This is a genomic window from Enterobacter sp. RHBSTW-01064, from assembly GCF_014103035.1.
Classification (GTDB): Bacteria; Pseudomonadota; Gammaproteobacteria; order Enterobacterales; family Enterobacteriaceae; genus Enterobacter; species Enterobacter mori.
Genome location: NZ_JABXOU010000003.1, coordinates 304,403 through 323,022, shown reverse-complemented (window position 1 = coordinate 323,022; position 18,620 = coordinate 304,403). Strand labels below are relative to the sequence as shown.

Annotated in this window: 23 protein-coding genes; 16 read left to right on the top strand and 7 right to left on the bottom strand. The window is 58.8% G+C overall.

Annotation, left to right across the window (positions count from 1 at the left end; genetic code table 11):
* The first annotated feature begins 26 nt into the window (after positions 1-26).
* Positions 27-1,115 carry a cellulase family glycosylhydrolase gene (locus tag HV355_RS11775; RefSeq protein WP_182402003.1) on the top strand — a complete coding sequence of 363 codons (1,089 nt, stop codon included), beginning with the start codon at positions 27-29 and terminating at the stop codon, positions 1,113-1,115.
* Here HV355_RS11775 and emrD read toward each other — a convergent pair.
* From emrD to HV355_RS11750, 5 genes are all read right to left on the bottom strand, one after another.
* Entirely contained in the window at positions 1,018-2,202 is a 1,185-nt protein-coding gene (emrD, locus tag HV355_RS11770; protein ID WP_182402001.1) for a multidrug efflux MFS transporter EmrD, read from the bottom strand. The two genes, HV355_RS11775 and emrD, sit on opposite strands and share 98 nt — an antisense overlap.
* A 175-nt stretch (positions 2,203-2,377) precedes the next feature.
* Positions 2,378-3,211 carry an EamA family transporter gene (locus tag HV355_RS11765; RefSeq protein ID WP_182401999.1) on the bottom strand — a complete coding sequence of 278 codons (834 nt, stop codon included), beginning with the start codon at positions 3,209-3,211 and terminating at the stop codon, positions 2,378-2,380.
* A 62-nt stretch (positions 3,212-3,273) separates the two neighbouring features.
* Complete coding sequence (locus HV355_RS11760; protein ID WP_010426532.1) at positions 3,274-3,720, bottom strand: GNAT family N-acetyltransferase; 447 nt, start codon at positions 3,718-3,720, stop codon at positions 3,274-3,276.
* Positions 3,721-3,784: 64 nt separating this feature from the next.
* Positions 3,785-3,874: a type I toxin-antitoxin system toxin TisB gene (gene tisB / locus HV355_RS11755; protein WP_023309830.1), complete on the bottom strand. Its 90-nt coding sequence runs from the start codon at positions 3,872-3,874 to the stop codon at positions 3,785-3,787.
* Positions 3,875-3,977: 103 nt separating this feature from the next.
* Complete coding sequence (locus HV355_RS11750) at positions 3,978-4,322, bottom strand: hypothetical protein (protein WP_182402150.1); 345 nt, start codon at positions 4,320-4,322, stop codon at positions 3,978-3,980.
* Between the two features lie 29 nt (positions 4,323-4,351).
* Between HV355_RS11750 and HV355_RS11745 the strand changes: the two genes are divergently transcribed.
* The 10 genes from HV355_RS11745 (at position 4,352) to HV355_RS11700 (ending at position 13,644) form a co-directional block, all read left to right on the top strand.
* Positions 4,352-4,666: a type II toxin-antitoxin system HigB family toxin gene (locus HV355_RS11745; RefSeq protein ID WP_032662028.1), complete on the top strand. Its 315-nt coding sequence runs from the start codon at positions 4,352-4,354 to the stop codon at positions 4,664-4,666.
* Entirely contained in the window at positions 4,663-5,082 is a 420-nt protein-coding gene (locus tag HV355_RS11740) for a helix-turn-helix domain-containing protein (RefSeq protein WP_152537873.1), read from the top strand. Before HV355_RS11745 ends, HV355_RS11740 begins: the two co-directional genes overlap by 4 nt.
* Positions 5,083-5,229: 147 nt before the next feature.
* Entirely contained in the window at positions 5,230-5,328 is a 99-nt protein-coding gene (gene ivbL / locus HV355_RS11735) for an ilvB operon leader peptide IvbL (protein ID WP_057979964.1), read from the top strand.
* 106 nt (positions 5,329-5,434) lie between these two features.
* Positions 5,435-7,123 (top strand): acetolactate synthase large subunit, encoded by a 1,689-nt coding sequence (gene ilvB, locus HV355_RS11730; protein WP_182401997.1) that lies wholly within the window; start codon positions 5,435-5,437, stop codon positions 7,121-7,123.
* Between the two features lie 3 nt (positions 7,124-7,126).
* Positions 7,127-7,414 carry an acetolactate synthase small subunit gene (gene ilvN / locus HV355_RS11725; RefSeq protein ID WP_010426528.1) on the top strand — a complete coding sequence of 96 codons (288 nt, stop codon included), beginning with the start codon at positions 7,127-7,129 and terminating at the stop codon, positions 7,412-7,414.
* A gap of 125 nt (positions 7,415-7,539) precedes the next feature.
* A complete protein-coding gene (gene uhpA, locus HV355_RS11720) occupies positions 7,540-8,133 on the top strand; it encodes a transcriptional regulator UhpA (protein ID WP_108417255.1) in 594 nt (197 codons plus the stop codon).
* On the top strand, positions 8,130-9,635 hold the full coding sequence (uhpB, locus tag HV355_RS11715; RefSeq protein WP_182401995.1) for a signal transduction histidine-protein kinase/phosphatase UhpB: 1,506 nt from the start codon (positions 8,130-8,132) through the stop codon (positions 9,633-9,635). The genes uhpA and uhpB overlap by 4 nt, the downstream gene beginning before the upstream one ends.
* Positions 9,628-10,947 carry an MFS transporter gene (locus tag HV355_RS11710; RefSeq protein ID WP_182401993.1) on the top strand — a complete coding sequence of 440 codons (1,320 nt, stop codon included), beginning with the start codon at positions 9,628-9,630 and terminating at the stop codon, positions 10,945-10,947. Before uhpB ends, HV355_RS11710 begins: the two co-directional genes overlap by 8 nt.
* A 132-nt stretch (positions 10,948-11,079) precedes the next feature.
* Positions 11,080-12,477 carry a hexose-6-phosphate:phosphate antiporter gene (gene uhpT / locus HV355_RS11705; protein WP_182401991.1) on the top strand — a complete coding sequence of 466 codons (1,398 nt, stop codon included), beginning with the start codon at positions 11,080-11,082 and terminating at the stop codon, positions 12,475-12,477.
* 162 nt (positions 12,478-12,639) lie between these two features.
* A complete protein-coding gene (locus HV355_RS11700; protein WP_182401989.1) occupies positions 12,640-13,644 on the top strand; it encodes an alpha/beta hydrolase in 1,005 nt (334 codons plus the stop codon).
* Here the strand turns inward: HV355_RS11700 and HV355_RS11695 are convergent.
* The gene (locus HV355_RS11695; RefSeq protein ID WP_182401987.1) at positions 13,632-14,534 is read right to left on the bottom strand and encodes a LysR family transcriptional regulator; all 903 of its coding nucleotides are present in this window, start codon (positions 14,532-14,534) and stop codon (positions 13,632-13,634) included. The genes HV355_RS11700 and HV355_RS11695 overlap by 13 nt on opposite strands.
* A 99-nt stretch (positions 14,535-14,633) precedes the next feature.
* Between HV355_RS11695 and HV355_RS11690 the strand changes: the two genes are divergently transcribed.
* The 5 genes from HV355_RS11690 to HV355_RS11670 all read left to right on the top strand — a co-directional run bounded on the left by HV355_RS11690 (position 14,634) and on the right by HV355_RS11670 (position 17,632).
* A complete protein-coding gene (locus HV355_RS11690) occupies positions 14,634-15,086 on the top strand; it encodes a DUF1198 domain-containing protein (protein ID WP_045343915.1) in 453 nt (150 codons plus the stop codon).
* Positions 15,087-15,183: 97 nt separating this feature from the next.
* Complete coding sequence (locus HV355_RS11685; protein WP_182401985.1) at positions 15,184-15,702, top strand: SRPBCC domain-containing protein; 519 nt, start codon at positions 15,184-15,186, stop codon at positions 15,700-15,702.
* 169 nt (positions 15,703-15,871) lie between these two features.
* A complete protein-coding gene (gene nepI / locus HV355_RS11680) occupies positions 15,872-17,062 on the top strand; it encodes a purine ribonucleoside efflux pump NepI (protein WP_182401984.1) in 1,191 nt (396 codons plus the stop codon).
* A 56-nt stretch (positions 17,063-17,118) separates the two neighbouring features.
* Entirely contained in the window at positions 17,119-17,391 is a 273-nt protein-coding gene (locus HV355_RS11675) for a type II toxin-antitoxin system prevent-host-death family antitoxin (RefSeq protein ID WP_041911702.1), read from the top strand.
* A complete protein-coding gene (locus HV355_RS11670) occupies positions 17,366-17,632 on the top strand; it encodes a Txe/YoeB family addiction module toxin (RefSeq protein WP_041911701.1) in 267 nt (88 codons plus the stop codon). Before HV355_RS11675 ends, HV355_RS11670 begins: the two co-directional genes overlap by 26 nt.
* A 1-nt stretch (position 17,633) precedes the next feature.
* On the opposite strand, the gene HV355_RS11665 is transcribed toward HV355_RS11670, so the two are convergent.
* Positions 17,634-18,539 (bottom strand): DMT family transporter, encoded by a 906-nt coding sequence (locus tag HV355_RS11665; protein WP_121426073.1) that lies wholly within the window; start codon positions 18,537-18,539, stop codon positions 17,634-17,636.
* Between the last annotated feature and the right edge of the window lie 81 nt (positions 18,540-18,620).

The following is an 18,620-nucleotide window of genomic DNA, read 5'->3' as shown; positions in this document are numbered from 1 at the left end:
TGCTTTCGATTTATCCAGGGTAAACCGTGTTAAAGCCTTTTATTGCCACTGTGTTGCTTATCTCTTCCTGCTGGGCGATTGCCGCTGAGCCGCCGCTGACGGCTGCCCATTATGCGCAGCAGCTGGGCGTCGGGATGGATGTGGACTGGGCGCGTACCGAGCGCGGCATACGTGAATTCGACCCGCTAGTGGTACGGGATTTTCGTGCAAAAGGCATTACCCACGTGCGCATCCGCGTGGCCGATGAGCCGACGGAAGCGCGGCTGATCCACCTGCGCAAGCTGGTAGAAGCCTGCGAGCAGTATGGCGTGATCCCGATAGTCGCTTATCAGGCTGATGAATATAAAAACGACCCAAAAGCCGATAACGAGAAAGAGACGATCAACTGGTGGATTGCCGTGGCGCACTATTTCGGTCAGAGCTACCCACTGCTGGGTTTTGATCTCATTTATGAGCCCGCCGACAAGCTTAACCACAACCTCACGTCGCTAAACCGCGTGTATGAAAAAACCATTAAAGCGATCCACGATATTGACCCGCAGCGCATGATCTTCATTGCGCCACGCCTGCGTGCCGCGCCGGAGGATTTATCCAGCCTGAAGCTGCCTGCGCACAGTCAAAACTACCTGCTGGCGGAGTGGCATATTTTCCCGTGGGGGCCGCTGAAAAATAGCGGTAAATACCCGTGGACGTCCGGCACGGCGGCGGAGAAAGCGGCTATCCATAATCGCATCAATACCGCGCTGCGCTGGCAGCAAAAAACCGGGCACGTTAGCTGGGTCGGGGGCTGGGGCGTGGGGGAGTCAAACCACCTCACGCCAACCGTTTCGCAGCTGGCCTTCGCCACCTTTATGGCCTGCGAGCTGCAAAAGGCGAAAATCCCGTATGCGTTGAACGCGGACTTCCAGTTTTACGACGGGGAAGAGGGCGCCTGGCGGCCTGCGCCAGAGCCGTTACTACAGGTGATGATTGCGCCCGTCTGTGAAAAGCCCGGCGAGAAGCCGGGCCATCATGCGGTTAAACTGGCTGCTCGTGATGCGGGACACGCGACGCCAGCGGCAGCCAGCACAGTAAAATCAGCAGCCCCATCAGCGTCATCAACAAACCCAAACTAGCCTGCCCGGTCTGCGGCATCATGGCCGAGAGCCAGGCCAGCGCGCCGGAACCGATGTTCTGCAAACCGCCCACCAGCGCGCCAGCCGTGCCAGCAAGGAACGGGAACGGCTCCATCGCGCCGCTGGTGGCGAGCGGGAACAGCATGCCCGCGCCGAAGAAGAATAGCGCCGCCGGGATGAGCAGCGTCCAGACCGACATCACGTCAAATAGCCCCGGGATCCACATCATCAGACCCGCCAGCAGACAGCTGATCACCGATTGCCACATCAGGGTAGAGAAGCGTTTGTTCGGGCGTCCGGCAAACCACGCGCCGAAGAATGCCGCCGGGATCGGCAGAATAAACAGAATACTTACGACCATGCTGCTCAGACCCAGCCCCGCGCCCAGCAGCACGCCGGAGCAGGCTTCAAACACCGCGATACCCGCCAGACCGCCGATTAGCATCAGCAGGTAGCAGGTAAACGCGCCGTTACCGAACAGCGTTTTGTAGCTGGTGATGAGCTTCGTGCGCGGCGCGTCCTGCGGGCGCGTTTCCGGCATCCAGCGCGCCATGCTGAAGGTGACAATGATGCACAGCATCAGCAGGAAGGCGTAGCAGGCGCGCCAGGACCACATCGTGTCCAGCAGGCCGCCAATCAGCGGGGCGAGAAGCGGGCTGACCAGAATACCCATGTTCAACAGGCTGTTGGCATGACGGAGCTGGGTGCCCTGATACATATCGCGCGGTAAGGTTCGCGCCATCACCCCGCCGACGCCGGTTCCGACACCCTGTAAGGCGCTGGCGGCAATCAATACGGTCAGGTTATGGGTCATCATCGCAATCACGGTTGCCACCATGAAAATGCTCATACCCACCAGGATCACCGGACGACGCCCGACGCGGTCGGACAGCGGGCCGTAAAAGAGTTGCGAAACGCCATAGGTCAGCAGGTACGCTGCCATCACGCTCTGCACTGCGCCCTCGCGGACGTTAAGTTCCTTTGCCATGTCGGCAATCGCCGGAATGTAGATGGTTTGCGCCATCTGACCGACGGCCACCAGTAACACCAGCATCAACAATAAGTTAACGTTCCTTTGTTTTTTCATGTCGCTGAATACTTTTGCCAAAAGAGAAAAATGAAGAATAAGTGACTGCGCATTCCCATAAATGCGCGAGGAATCTACCACAGAGAGATGACAATTTAAGCATTGTCGTGGTGAATGAAAAAAATGGGGAAGGCAGGATTTGTAAACAAGAACGGCAACTAATGTTGCCAGTGATTTACGCCAGGCGCAGCAGAATAGCACCGCCGGCAATACCCAGCGCCGCCACGATGCGCAAACCCGCAACCTTCTCTTTTAAAAGGACAAATGCGATCAGTGCCCCAAAGAGAATTGAGGTTTCACGCAGCGCCGCGACCACTGCCAGCGGGGCCTGCGTCATTGCCCAAAGCGCCAGACCGTAAGATCCCATGGTACCAACGCCGCCGAGCAATCCCTTTTTCCAGTGCAGGCGCAGGTAGCCGGACGCCTCGCGCCGACGTGCCACCATTGCCCAGCTCAGCAGGCAGAAGCCGTTCATAAAGAAGGTCCACAGCGTATAGCCCAGCGCGGTGTCCGATAACCGCACGCCGGTGCCGTCCACCAGCGTATAGCCTGCGATGAAACAGGCGTTCAGCAGCGCGAGCCAGATCCCTTTGCGTGACTGCATACGGCCATGCATCGCCATAATGAGAATCGACAGGCAGATCACGCCAATGCCGGACCAGGCGAGCCATGAGAGGCTATCGCCGAGCGCCAGCACGCTGATCAGCGCCACCAGCAGCGGGGCGGTGCCGCGCATCAGCGGATAGGTCTGGCTCATGTCAGAGACCTGATAGGTCTTCGCGACCAGCACGGTGTACACAACCTGTAAGGCACAGGAGACAATCAAAAACGGCCAGCTCGCAGCAGATGGCTGTGGAGAAAACGGCAGTAAGACCAGAGCGATAACCGTGGCGGAGCCGCTGACGCTTATTGCGGAATAGAGCTTGTCCGTTCCGGCCTTAACGATGGCGTTCCAGCTGGCATGCAGCAGCGCGGCGAAGAGCAAAATGCAGAATACGGTGAGGGTCATGGCGTATCGGGTGATGAATTGTCACTCAACTGTAACATTCACATCCTGATGCTGCCAGCCGGTTACACCGCACAAAAAAGGCGGTGCGTCACCCGCGGTTCGTCTGAGACCATCGTAAAACCCGCCCGATTATAAAACCCGCAGGCACTGTCCGGCGCATGGGTATTCAGGAAATCAAACCAGATGCTGGCATCGGCCATGACCACGGTCAACAGCTGTTTGCCAATGCCCAGCCCGCGACACTTCTCGCTGACGTAGAGATGGCGAATACGCCCGGCGCGCGGCTGCTGGCTGAACGGATCGCGGTTGAGGCCGCATACGCCGACCAGCTTACCGTTAAGAAACGCACCCAGCAGCTTTTCACCCGGTGCGTTAAAGCGGTTCTCACCGCGCTGCCAGTTCTCTTCCAGCCTGCGCAGCATGTTGAAATTCAATGCGATACTTTCCGCCTTCAGGGCAATATATCCCGGCTCATCCGGTGTGACAGGCTCAATTAACAGACGCGACATAGCATTCCCTCGTTATTAAAGAGGGGCGGTTGCCCGCCCCTCTCAGGTGCGACTTGAACCTGAATTACCGAAGGAATTTCAGGACAGCATCAAGCAGTTGCAGTACTGCAACAATGAGTTTGAGGATAAGTATCACCATATCCACTACGCTCATACGCGTCTCCTTTTGGTTAAAAGGAGCACGATGCTGGCGTACCTTTCCGCCGCCTGTTGCCAGCACCTGGATTGACGTAACACAGTGTGCTCACTTCAGGGGGTTAAGGCACTGACGGCACCACCCGTTTCAGCCAGGACTTCGTTGCGCCGGTAGAACTGCGGCCCCCTCGCTCACTGCGAACACCCTCAGTATAGATAAATACTGTATGCATGAACAGTATTTTATGGACAAAATTTGGAAGGCGATCCATACTCAAAAACGTCAAAATCCGTGCCGGAATTGCGCGTTCCTCTTCGATCGCGTATACTTTTTGCGTTGACGTAACACAGTGTGTTCTGCGGCGACCAACCGCAAAAACCTGATAAAAACCTCGCTTAGGCGGGGTTTTTTGTTTTCTGGTCTGCTCAAAAAAGATGTCTGTTGACTTATTGGCAATGGATGCCATAATGGCAACGGACGCGGCAGGCATGCAGTATGCATTTAATCTCTATGAAAGCTATTTTGGATGCGGTAACCCAGTTTCCGCAGCACAAGGAAGAACTCCTTTTTTTGGGTCGCACCATCGAAAAGAGCCATTGCCCAACACCTGCTGCGCTGAAAAAACTGTTTCCGACGCTGGATAACTTTAAGTATCTGGATAAGCATTATGTTATTGATATTGCAAACAACAATCTCAGAGTAGTGGCTCTCATATTCTTTGAAAGCCAAAAGTTTTATGTGCGCCATGTTTTTACTCATAAGGAATATGACCGTTTTACGGAGAAACATCGCACTAAGGGGAAGAAATGATGATCGTCGCTGATGCAATGAAAGCTACGCATGCCCTTGTTGCGGCCGTTCCTTTACTGGGTGAACAGCCGAGCGAGAAAGATTATAAGGATGCGCTTGAGCTGGTTGAGTATCTTCTTATGAACGAGCCCGATAGCCCCTTGCTGGATATTGTGTGCGCCAGGATTAGCCGTTACGAAGCCAGTCGGCCGGAGATAGTCGCATTACGCAAGGAGATGGAGTCCGTTCCCGTCGGTATTGCGGTTTTAAGAACCTTGATGGATCAGTACAACCTGACGATATCGGATTTTCAGGATGAAATTGGCAGTAAATCGATGGTTTCACGGGTTCTGAATGGTCAGAGACAGCTTACTCTGAACCATATTAAAAAGCTGGCAGCGAGGTTTGGGGTATCACCTGCGCTTTTTATTGAGTGAGTAAAAACCGACTTTTTGAGAGTTATCACTCAACAAACGAAACGTGATCCCTGACGCATTTTTACTCAGATGAAAATATTTCCATTGTCATGCCCGAAAACCTGTGTTTGTATAAATTCAATCAATGATTCCAAACACAGGTCCCCAATGACTTCATCCATCTTCACTTCGACCCTACTAAAAACTGCGCAACCAGCCGCAGTGGTCGTCGTGCGTGTGGTGGTGGTCGTCGGCAATGCGCCGTAGGGACTGGATCAACACACGAATCCAAAACCCCGCCGGCGCAAACCGGGTGGGGTTTTTCGTTTAAGAGCCTCCCCGGAAAGTCGGCCCAGAAGAAAAGGACTGGAGCATGGCAATTTCGGGCACAACATCCACGAAGACGCGTTTCACCGGCGCGCAGCTGATCGTTCATCTGCTGGAACGACAGGGCATCACTACCGTTGCGGGTATCCCGGGCGGCACGGTGCTGCCGCTGTACGATGCGTTGAGCCAAAGCACGCAGATCCGCCACGTGCTGGCGCGTCACGAGCAGGGGGCAGGCTTTATCGCTCAGGGCATGGCGCGTACGCAGGGCAAACCGGCGGTCTGCATGGCCTGCAGCGGCCCGGGCGCAACCAACCTGGTGACCGCCATCGCCGACGCGCGCCTCGACTCCATTCCGCTGATCTGCATTACCGGCCAGGTACCGTCCTCGATGATCGGCACCGATGCGTTCCAGGAAGTGGATACCTACGGCATCTCTATCCCCATCACCAAACATAACTATTTAGTTCGCGATATCAGCGAGCTGCCTCAGGTTATCAGCGATGCGTTCCGCATTGCGCAGTCTGGCCGCCCGGGCCCGGTGTGGATAGACATTCCTAAGGATGTCCAGACCGCAGAGATCGAGATCGACGTTCTGCCGGAGCCGGGCGACCGTGCTCCTGCGCCGGAATTCAGCGCTGAGAGCGTGCGCGATGCCGCCGCCATGATTAACGCCGCCAAGCGTCCGGTGCTCTATCTGGGCGGCGGGGCTATCAACGCCGCGGATGAAATCCGCCAGTTTGCAGAGAAAGCCAACCTGCCGACCACCATGACCCTGATGGCGCTGGGCATGCTGCCAAAAGCGCACCCATTGTCATTAGGCATGCTGGGCATGCACGGCGCGCGCAGCACTAACTACATCCTGCAAGAGGCTGATTTGCTGATCGTTATGGGCGCACGTTTTGATGACCGGGCGATTGGCAAAACCGAGCAGTTCTGCCCAAACGCGAAGATCATTCACGTGGATATCGACCGCGCCGAGCTGGGTAAAATCAAGCAGCCGCACGTGGCGATTCAGGGCGACGTGGCTGAAGTGCTGGCGCAGCTGATTCCGCAAACCGCGGCAACCGACCGCGCCGACTGGCGTCAGCTGGTGGCCGATCTGCAGCGCGAGTTCCCGGGCGCCATCCCAACCGAAGGCGACCCGCTGAGCCACTACGGGCTGATCAACGCCGTGGCCGCCTGCGTGGACGACAGCGCGATTATCACCACCGACGTGGGTCAGCACCAGATGTGGACAGCCCAGGCCTACCCGCTGAACCGTCCGCGCCAGTGGCTGACCTCCGGCGGTCTGGGCACCATGGGCTTTGGCCTGCCCGCAGCCGTGGGCGCGGCGCTCGCCAATCCGGACCGCAAGGTCATCTGCTTCTCCGGCGACGGCAGCCTGATGATGAACATTCAGGAGATGGCGACTGCGGCCGAAAACCAGTTAGACGTGAAAATTATCCTGATGAACAACGAGGCGCTGGGGCTGGTGCACCAGCAGCAGAGCCTGTTCTACAAGCAGGGCGTGTTTGCGGCGACCTATCCGGGGATGATTAACTTTATGCAGATTGCCGCCGGCTTTGGCCTGCACACCTGCGATCTGAACGCCGAAGAGGATGCCCACGCGGCGCTGCAGGCGGCGATTTCTCGCCCCGGCCCGGCGCTGATCCACGTGCGTATCGACCCTGAACAAAAAGTGTATCCGATGGTGCCGCCGGGAGCGGCAAATACTGAGATGGTGGGAGAATAAACCATGCAGAAACAACATGATAACGTCATTCTGGAACTCACCGTCCGCAACCACCCTGGCGTCATGACGCACGTTTGTGGGCTGTTTGCCCGTCGGGCGTTTAACGTGGAAGGCATTCTCTGTCTGCCGATTCAGGGCAGCGAGCACAGCCGCATCTGGCTACTGGTCAATGACGATCAGCGTCTGGAGCAGATGATGGCGCAGATCGACAAGCTGGAAGATGTCACCAAAGTGGCGCGCAATCAGTCCGATCCCACCATGTTTAACAAAATTGCGGTGTTTTTTGAGTAAATCACTTAAGGTAAGAGGCTTTTGCCGGATGGCGCTGCGCTTATCCGGCCTACAAGGACTTTACACGTAGGCCGGATAAGGCGTTTACGCCGCCATCCGGCGTGTTCACGCATCAGGATCAAACCATGACCACCATCGCTCTCATCGACGACCACCTTATCGTCCGCTCCGGCTTTGCCCAGCTTCTGAACCTCGAACCGGATTTTCAGGTCGTGGCCGAGTTTGGTTCCGGTCGTGAGGCGCTGGCGGGCCTGCCGGGGCGCGGGGTGCAGGTCTGTATCTGCGACATCTCGATGCCGGATCTCTCCGGGCTGGAGTTGCTAAGCCAACTGCCGAAAGGGATGTCGACGATTATGCTGTCGGTCCACGACAGCCCGGCGCTGGTCGAGCAGGCGCTCAACGCGGGCGCGCGCGGTTTCCTCTCTAAACGCTGTAGCCCGGACGAGCTGATCGCCGCCGTCCGCACTGTTTCCACCGGCGGCTGCTATTTAACGCCGGATATCGCCATCAAGCTGGCGGCCGGACGTCAGGACCCGCTCACCAAGCGCGAACGCCAGGTTGCGGAAAAACTCGCGCAGGGAATGTCGGTAAAAGAAATTGCCGCCGAGCTGGAACTGTCCCCGAAAACCGTGCACGTTCACCGCGCCAACCTGATGGAAAAACTCAACGTCAGCAACGACGTCGAGCTGGCGCGCCGCATGTTCGACAGCTGGCAATGAGTTCCGCTTTTTCACGGCTGATCGCCGTTGTCGCCAGCTTTTTTATCTTCTCCGCCGCCTGGTTCTGCCTGTGGAGCATCAGCCTGCACCTGGTGGAACGCCCGGAGCTGGCTGTACTGCTGTTTCCCTTCGGCCTGCGTCTGGGGCTAATGCTCCAGTGCCCGCGCGGCTACTGGCCCGTTTTGCTCGGTGCTGAATGGCTGATGCTGGTCTGGCTGGCGCAGGAAGTGGCCCTGGCGCACTTACCCTTATTGATGACCGGAAGCCTGCTCACGCTTCTCCCGGTTGCGCTGATTTCCCGCTACCGTCACCAGCGCGACTGGCGCACGCTGCTGCGTCAGGGGGCGGCGCTGATTGCCGCCGCGCTGCTGCAGTCGCTTCCGTGGGTCGGCGAGAAGGAGATGCTCAACGCCCTGCTGCTGACCCTCACAGGCGGTCTGACGCTGGCCCCGACCTGCCTCGTGATCTGGCACTACCTCACCAGCACCGTCTGGCAGCCGCTCGGCCCGGCGCTGGTTTCCCAACCGGTGAACTGGCGCGCCCGGCACCTCATCTGGTATCTGCTGCTGTTTGTGGTGAGCCTGTGGCTACAGCTTGGCCTGCCCGCAGAGCTTTCACGCTTCACGCCGTTTTGTCTGGCGCTGCCGATTATCGCTCTGGCCTGGCACTACGGCTGGCAGGGGGCGCTGATCGCCACGCTGATGAACGCCATCGCGCTGATCGCCAGCCAGACCTGGCACGATCATCCTGTGGATTTACTGCTGTCCCTGCTGGCCCAGAGCCTGACCGGGCTGCTGCTCGGCGCGGGCATTCAGCGCCTGCGCGAGCTGAACCAGTCCCTGCAGACCGAACTGGCGCGCAACCGTCGTCTGGCGGAGCGCCTGCTGGAGACGGAAGAGAGCGTGCGGCAGGAGGTCGCCCGCGAGCTGCACGACGATATCGGCCAGACCATCACCGCCATCCGCACCCAGGCGGGCATTGTCCAGCGTCTGGCGGCAGAAAACGCGGGCGTTAAGCAGGGCGGGGCGCATATCGAACAGCTTTCGCTGGGCGTCTATGACTCCGTTCGCCGCCTGTTAGGACGGCTGCGCCCGCGCCAGCTCGACGACCTGTCGCTTGAGCAGGCGGTGCGTTCCCTGATGCGTGAGATGGAGCTGGAAAGCCGCGGCATTGTTAGCCATCTCGACTGGCGCATTAACGAGCCTGCGCTGAGCGAAGGCCAGCGCGTGACGCTGTTTCGCGTCTGTCAGGAAGGGCTGAACAATATCGTCAAACACGCCAGCGCCAGCGCGGTCACGATCCAGGGCTGGCAGCAGGACGACAGCCTCAAGCTGGTGATTGAAGACGACGGCTGCGGCCTGCCGCCGGGTTCCGGCCATCAGGGCTTTGGCCTGGCGGGCATGCGCGAGCGCGTGAAGGCGTTGGGCGGCACGCTGAGCATCTCCTGCACCCACGGGACGCGCGTCAGCGTCAGCCTGCCGCTAAGGAGCCACCATGTTTAAAACCCCCGTGAACGCCGCGCCGATAGGCGATAAAGCGGAAATCGACGCCCGCTACCGCTACTGGCGTCGCCATATCCTGATTACCATCTGGCTCGGCTACGCGCTGTTCTACTTCACCCGCAAAAGCTTCAACGCCGCCGCGCCGGAAATCCTCGCCAGCGGCGTGATGACCCGCACCGATATCGGCCTGCTGGCGACGCTGTTTTACATCACCTACGGCCTGTCGAAGTTCGTCTCCGGCATCGTCAGCGACCGCTCCAACGCGCGCTATTTCATGGGCGTTGGGCTGATCGCCACCGGCGTGGTGAACATTCTGTTTGGCTTCTCGACGTCGCTTTGGGCCTTTGCCCTGCTGTGGGCGCTGAACGCCTTTTTCCAGGGCTGGGGCGCGCCGGTCTGCGCCCGCCTGCTCACCGCCTGGTATTCGCGCAACGAGCGCGGCGGCTGGTGGGCAATCTGGAATACCGCGCATAACGTCGGCGGGGCACTGATCCCGATGGTGGTGGGAGCCGCAGCGCTGCACTACGGCTGGCGCGCGGGGATGATGATTGCCGGTGGCCTCGCGATTGTCGCCGGGCTGTTCCTCTGCTGGCGCCTGCGCGACAGGCCGCAAACCGTCGGCCTGCCGCCGGTGGGCGACTGGCGGCACGACGAGATGGAGATTGCCCAGCAGCAGGAAGGCGCGGGGCTGACCCGCAGGGAGATCCTCACTAAGTACGTGCTGAAGAACCCGTACATCTGGCTGCTGTCGCTCTGCTACGTGCTGGTCTACGTGGTGCGCGCGGCCATCAACGACTGGGGCAATTTGTACATGTCCGAGACGCTCGGCGTGGACCTGGTGACCGCCAACTCGGCGGTGACGATGTTCGAGCTGGGCGGGTTTATCGGCGCGCTGGTGGCGGGTTGGGGGTCGGATAAGCTGTTCAACGGCAACCGTGGCCCAATGAACCTGATTTTTGCCGCCGGGATTTTGCTCTCCGTCGGCTCGCTGTGGCTGATGCCGTTCGCCAGCTACGTGATGCAGGCGGCGTGCTTCTTCACCATCGGCTTCTTCGTATTTGGCCCGCAGATGCTGATCGGCATGGCGGCGGCGGAGTGTTCCCACAAAGAGGCGGCTGGCGCGGCGACGGGCTTTGTCGGGCTGTTTGCCTACCTCGGCGCGTCGCTCTCCGGCTGGCCGCTGGCACGGGTGATCGACGTCTGGCACTGGAGCGGGTTCTTCGCGGTGATCGCCATCGCGGCGGGGATTTCCGCCCTGCTGCTGCTGCCGTTTTTGAACGCCCAGTCTCCGCGCGAGGTGAACGAAGCGTGATGCGCCTCACCTTTTCACCCCGAATGGCGCAAAACTAGGAAATTTTCCCGGTTTTACCTGGACGCTGTCTCAGGCATCTCTCCCGGCTGATTTTTACAATGCTGCAAAAATCAGCTCAGGAGTAACTCAGTCATGCTGGCCTTCTTAAATCAGGTGCGCAAGCCGACCCTGGATCTGCCGCTCGACGTGCGGCGCAAGATGTGGTTCAAACCGTTCATGCAGTCTTATCTGGTGGTCTTCATCGGCTACCTGACCATGTACCTGATCCGCAAAAACTTTAACATCGCGCAGAACGACATGATCTCCACCTACGGGCTGAGCATGACGCAACTGGGGATGATTGGCCTGGGCTTCTCCATCACCTACGGCGTGGGGAAAACCGTCGTTTCCTACTACGCGGACGGCAAAAACACCAAGCAGTTCCTGCCGTTTATGCTGATCCTCTCCGCCATCTGTATGCTCGGCTTCAGCGCCAGCATGGGCGCGGGTTCCGTCAGCCTGTTCATGATGATCGCCTTCTACGCCCTGAGCGGTTTCTTCCAGAGCACCGGCGGGTCGTGCAGCTACTCCACCATCACCAAATGGACCCCGCGCCGCAAGCGTGGTTCCTACCTCGGCATGTGGAACATCTCCCACAACCTCGGCGGGGCGGGTGCGGCTGGCGTGGCGCTGTTTGGCGCAAACTACCTGTTCGACGGCCACGTGATCGGCATGTTTATCTTCCCGTCGATTATCGCCCTGATTGTCGGCTTTATCGGCCTGCGCTACGGCAGCGACTCCCCGGAATCCTACGGCCTCGGCAAAGCCGAAGAGCTGTTCGGTGAGGAGATCAGCGAAGAGGACAAAGAGACCGAAGAAAACGAGATGTCCAAATGGCAGATCTTTGTTGAGTACGTGCTGAAAAACAAAGTGATCTGGCTGCTGTGCTTCTCGAACATCTTCCTTTACGTGGTGCGTATCGGCATCGATCAGTGGTCGACCGTGTATGCCTTCCAGGAGCTGAAGCTCTCTAAAGAAGTGGCGATTCAGGGCTTCACCCTGTTCGAAGTGGGCGCGCTGGTCGGCACGCTGCTGTGGGGCTGGCTCTCTGACCTCGCCAACGGCCGTCGCGCGCTGGTAGCCTGCGTCGCGCTGGCGCTGATTATCGCCACCCTCGGCGTGTACCAGCATGCCAGCAACCAGTACGTTTATCTGGCGTCCCTGTTCGCGCTCGGCTTCCTGGTGTTTGGTCCGCAATTACTGATCGGCGTGGCGGCAGTGGGCTTCGTCCCGAAAAAAGCGATCGGCGCCGCCGATGGGATTAAGGGCACCTTCGCCTACCTGATCGGCGATAGCTTCGCCAAGCTGGGTCTGGGGATGATCGCCGACGGCACGCCAATTTTCGGCCTCACCGGCTGGGCGGGCACCTTCGCGGCGCTGGATGCGGCAGCCATCGGCTGTATCGTCCTGATGGCGACGGTCGCGGTGCTGGAAGAACGTAAAATTCGCCGCGAGAATCGTGCGCAGAAGCAGAAATTGAAAGCAGCCTGAGTGTGCAGGTGACTTCTTTGCCCGGCTGACCGCCGGGCTTTTTTATTTCCCTCACGCTTACCTTTACCCCGCTTTACACACCCGCTCCTCCGTATGCTCTACAGTGTTTTTTGCTGCCGCCTTTCGTGCAGCCTTAGCCCCTTTTGCTAACGGAGAGCTTGCATGTTGACCCGACGATTGTCCTGCCTCGCGCTGCTGATGGCGCTGGCCTCCCCCGCAATGGCCGCGGATGCCCCCACCTACGGCGAGAAGCTGGAAGGTTTTGACTACGGCTGGCCGGTAAAACACTTTACCTTTACCTCGCAAAATCAATCTCTGGATATGGCTTACCTGGACGTGAAGCCGGAAAAGCCCAACGGCCGCACCGTGGTGTTGATGCACGGCAAAAACTTCTGCGCCGGCACCTGGGACGACACGATCCGCGCGCTTTCAGCCAGCGGGTATCGTGTTATTGCTCCCGACCAGATCGGCTTCTGCAAATCCACCAAGCCGGAGCGGTATCAGTACACCTTCCAGCAGCTGGCGGATAACACCCACGCGCTGCTCAAATCGCTCGGCGTCGATCGCGTGACGGTCATCGGCCACTCGACCGGCGGCATGCTGGCGACCCGCTACGCGCTGATGTGGCCGCGGCAGGTTGAAAAACTGGTGATGGTGAACCCGATAGGTCTGGAGGACTGGAAAGCGCGCGGCGTGCCGCACATTACGGTTGACCAGTGGTACCAGCGCGAGCTGAACGTCAGCGCCGACGGCATTCGACAGTACGAGAAAAATACCTACTACGCCGGGGAGTGGAAGCCGGAATACGAGCGCTGGGTGACTATGCTCGCCGGGCTTAACAACGGGCCGGGTAAGACGCGCGTGGCCTGGAACTCGGCGCTGCTCTACGACATGATTTACACCCAGCCGGTTATCTATGAATTTAGTGAGTTAAAGATGCCGGTATTATTGATGATCGGTACGAAGGACAACACTGCCATCGGGAAAGACCTCGCCCCGCCGGAAATCCGCAAGACGCTGGGAAACTATGCGGTATTGGGGAAAGAGACGGCAAAACGTATTCCACACGCGACGCTGGTGGAATTTAGCGACATGGGCCACGCGCCGCAGATGCAGGATCCTGCCCGCTTCCACGAGGCGCTGCTGAAGGGGCTTCAGGCTCGCTGACTGGTCTCCAGCAACAGCCCGCGCAGCCACGCCTGCGCGGGATTGCGGTGCGTTCTGCCGTGCCAGGCCATGCTTTTGGTAAAGCCAGGCACGGGAACTGGCGTCTCGCAGACAAACATCCCCGCCTGGTTTTCCGCTATGCGTGATGGCACAACGGCAATCATATCGCTGAGGGCCAGCATGTCCGGCAGGACTAAAAAGTTACTCACCGATAATCCTACGTGCCGCGTTCGGCCAGTCTTCTCCAGCGCGCCATCCGTTACGCCGCGAAAACCGTCGCCCTCGTAAGAGACCAGCATATGCTCCAGGGCGCAAAACCGGTCTAGCGTCATGGGCTTTCCGGCATCCGGGTGGTCGGCGCGCATCATGCAAACGTACCGTTCATCATAAAGTGCCCGGCTGTGAAGCTCATCTGGCGTGGTATGCGGGGTGATCAGCGCCACGTCAACGTTGCCCCGTTCAAGCTGGCTGACCAGGCGACCCGATTCCACGGGCACCACGCGCACGCGAATGCCAGGCGCCTGCACCTTAAGGGCGGCGATAAACGGCACCACCACCGCGCGCAGGGCGTAATCGGTCGCGGCGAGGGTGAAGGTGAGCGTTGCGGTGATCGGGTCAAAAGCCACGGGCTGCAGCAGCACGTCGATATCAGCGAGAATGCGCTTCACCGGAGCGGCTAACGCTTCGGCGCGCGTGGTTGGCACCATCCCATGCGGGGCGCGGATGAAGAGCGGATCGTCGAAGTAATCCCGCAGGCGATTGAGCATGCCGCTTACGGCGGGCTGAGTCAGGGCAAGACGCGCCGCCGCGCGGGTGACGCTGCGTTCGTCCAGCAGGGTATCCAGCGTTTTCAGCAGGTTAAGATCCAGCGTGCGCAGATCCGCTTTCATGACGTTTTTCCACCTCTTTTCCGTTTACTATTATGGCGCTGCCCGCTGTCGACGCGCTGCGTTTCCCGCTATGATGAGCGGCTAGTCTAAGGAGAACGCATGGTCTGGATAATGCTGGCAACGCTTGCCGTGGTGTTTGTGGTGGGATTTCGTGTCCTGACCTCAGACTCCCGCCGCGCCATCAAACGTTTAAGCGAGCGGCTGGGGATCACCCCAATGCCGGTCGAGTCGATGATTGACCAGTTCGGTAAAACGCCGGGCAATGAGTTTATCCGCTATCTTGAACGCCCCGACGAGGCGCATCTGCAAAATGCCGCCCAGGTGCTGCTGATCTGGCAGGTCTGCATCGTCGACGCCAGCGAAGAGAATCTGCATACCTGGCACCGCATGCTGCGTAAAGCCCGTCTGGCCGCGCCGATCACCGATGCGCAAATTCGTCTGGCGCTTGGCTTTATGCGCGAGATAGAGCCGGACCCGCAGGAGCTTAACGCCTTTCAACTGCGTTATAACCAGCTCTTCTTGCCGGAAGAGGGCGTGTTTTACCTGCACTGATATCACGAACCGTGATGAAGAGTATAAAGCATCGTCATTAGATTTATATCACCTTCGGGCGCACCATCACCTCATCAACTAACCGATGAGGTGAACCATGAAACAATCCGCCATTATCTGGCCGAACGACTACCTGCCAGGCACCACCGATAACTTTGCATCTAACGAAATCATCGTCGCCGGGCTGAGCGCGGAAGAAATTTGGGCGCAGCTTAACGACACCACCCTGTGGCCGGGCTACTACAGCAACGCCGAGGATATCCGTTTCCACGACGGCAGCGGTCCTGAACTGAGCGCTAACGCCCGCTTTCGCTTCACCACCTTTGGCTTTCCGGTTGAGGCGCAGGTGACGGAGTATATGCCTCCCGTTGACGGTGAAGCGGCACGTATTGCGTGGCACGGCTGGGTGGAAGGGGATGCAAATTCGCGTCTCGATGTTATCCACGCCTGGCTGTTTGAAGACCTGCCCGGCAACCGCGTGCGCATTTTGACCCAGGAGTCGCAGAAAGGCGCTCCAGCAAAGGAATTAGCGCGCACCGTGCCGAACCCGATGATTAACGGGCACCAGGAATGGATCGTCGGGCTGGCAAATGCTGCCCTTAAGGCTCGCGGGTAATTTTGCCCGGTGGCGCTGTGTATGACCGGGCCTACAAGCCCCGTAGGCCGGTGCAAGCTCAGCGCCGCCCGGCAAAAAAAGCTGCAAAGTTGTCAAATCGTTAAATTCGTCACACTTTTGATGATAAACTGCGCGACTTTTCCGCACGTTTTTATCTTCAGGTGACGCCATGACAGAACATATCCAGCCCACGACCAGACCGCAGACCAAAGAGGTTTCTCGCCCCAACTGGTCGGCCGTTTTCGCCGTGGCGTTCTGCGTCGCCTGCCTGATTACCGTTGAGTTTCTGCCGGTGAGCCTGCTGACGCCAATGGCGCAGGACCTGGGCATTTCCGAAGGCGTGGCGGGGCAGTCCGTTACCGTCACCGCCTTCGTGGCGATGTTCGCCAGCCTGTTTATCACCCAGGTGATTGGCACTATCGACCGCCGCAAGGTGGTCATTCTGTTCAGCGTGCTGCTGACGCTCTCCTGCCTGCTGGTCTCCTTCGCGGAAAGCTTCACCCTGCTGCTGCTCGGTCGCGCCTGTCTGGGGCTGGGGCTCGGCGGTTTCTGGGCGATGTCGGCCTCGCTCACCATGCGCCTGGTGCCCGCGCGTACGGTGCCAAAAGCGCTTTCCGTTATCTTCGGTGCGGTCTCTATCGCGCTGGTGATTGCCGCGCCGCTCGGCAGCTTCCTCGGTGGGATTATCGGCTGGCGTAACGTCTTCAACGCGGCGGCGGTGATGGGCCTGCTCTGCATCATTTGGGTGTGGAAAGCGCTGCCGTCTCTGCCGGGCGAAGCGGCGCATCATAAGCAGAACATGTTCGCCCTGCTGAAACGCCCCGGCGTGTTGGCGGGGATGACCGCGATCTTCATGGCCTTTGCCGGGCAGTTTGCCTTCTTCACCTACATTCGCCCGGTGTTTATGACCATGGCGGGCTTTGACGTCGCCGGCCTGACGCTGGTGCTGCTGAGCTTCGGTATCGCCAGCTTTGTCGGCACCTCGCTGTCGTCTCAGTTTCTGAAACGCTCCCTGAAGGTCGCGCTGGCCGGTGCGCCGCTGGTGCTGGCGGTCAGTGCCGCGGTGCTGGTGCTGTGGGGCAGCGATAAGTGGGTGGCGTCGGCGATTGCGATTATCTGGGGCTTTGCCTTTGCGCTGGTGCCGGTGGGCTGGTCGACGTGGATCACCCGCACGCTGGCCGATCAGGCTGAAAAAGCCGGGTCGATTCAGGTGGCGGTGATCCAGCTGGCGAACACCTGCGGCGCGGCCATTGGCGGCGTGGCGCTCGACCATCTGGGGCTGACGTCGCCGCTGGTGATTTCCGGTACGCTGATGCTGCTGACGGCACTGCTGGTGGCAGGGAAGGTTAAGGCACGTTGATTGATAAATAGTCACTTCATCGATATACTTGTACCGTAACTTGTACAGGAGGGAATATGCAGGTTGTGACGTTTACCGAAGCACGAAGTCGACTCAAAGATGTGTTGGACGACGTGAATGACAATGTGGAGACCACCATCATCAGCCGCCGCAACGGGGGGGATGCGGTAGTGATGTCTCTGCAGCACTACAACTCAATGATGGAAACCATCCATCTGATGAGTTCGCCTGCTAACGCCAGCCGACTGATGGAGTCAATCGCACAGGCAAATACCGGAAAAACCACGCAGAGGGATCTGATAGATGACCAGGCTACTGATTTGGACTGATAATGGCTGGGATGATTACCTGTGGTGGCAGGAGCAGGATAAGAAAACGCTTCGCAGAATCAATAAATTGATTGAAGATGCGAAGCGTCAACCCTTCGATGGCCTGGGTAAGCCGGAACCGCTTAAAGGTAATCTTTCCGGGTACTGGTCCCGCCGAATCAATGATACCGATCGTCTGGTTTACGGGGTGTCGGATAGCGCTCTCACTATTTTAATGTGCCGCTATCACTATTATTCGTAGATCACGCCGATGTCTGAACCCGTCTTCTCGAATCCATCGAAATCAGCACCACCGACGACACAATCAGCAGCGTCCCCAGCCAGTCCGGCAGGGTGAACGCCACGCCCAGCAAAATCACCGACAGCAGCGCGCTGCTCAAGGGTTCGGCGCAGCTCAGAATGCTCGCCTTCGGCCCGCCGATCATCTGCGCACCTTTCAGGTACAGGCTAAACGTCAGCGCGGTGCCGATCACCACCAGGTAGAAAAACGCCAGCAGCAGGCTGCCGTCAATCACGAACGTGGTCCCGCGCCCGGCGTAGAACGGCGTCAGCATTAACCCGGCAATCAACATGCTCCAGCCGACAATCGGCAGCGTGCCGTAGCGGGCGATCAGCGTCGACGGGTACGTGGTATAAAACGCGGCGGCAAACGCCGAGGCGATGCCGAAGAACAGTGCGGCAGGCGAGATGGAGAGCGAGGTCGGGTCGCCGTGGGTGACCAGCAGGAAGGTGCCGATAAGCGACGTCATGATGGCCGACAAGACAAACACGCCGGGACGCTTTTTCCGCGCCAGGGCAAACCACGCCACGATGATGGTCGGGGACAGAAACTGCAGCACGGTGGCGGTCGCAGCGTTGGATTTTTCAATCGTCAGCAGAAAGGTGAGCTGCACGGTGAGCGCGCCGACGAGTGAGAAAATCAGCAGGCTGAGGGCGTCTTTGCGATGCTTGATGACCGAGAAAATCTTGTCGCCGTGAACGAAAGAGAGCGTCAGCAGGATCACGCCGGTAAAGAGCAGGCGAACCATGGTCAGGTAAGGCGAAGAAATGTGGCTTTTCTCCATGATGTACTGCGCGCAAACCCCCGAGCTGCCCCATAAAACGGCGGCAATCAGGACGTTCAGCATCCCTTTACGTGTGGAACCCATTTTCTCCCCTGCTATGTTGATTTTTTTCTAGCATAACATGGGATCTCGCCGGGTGGTGCTGCGCTTACCCGGCCTACAAGG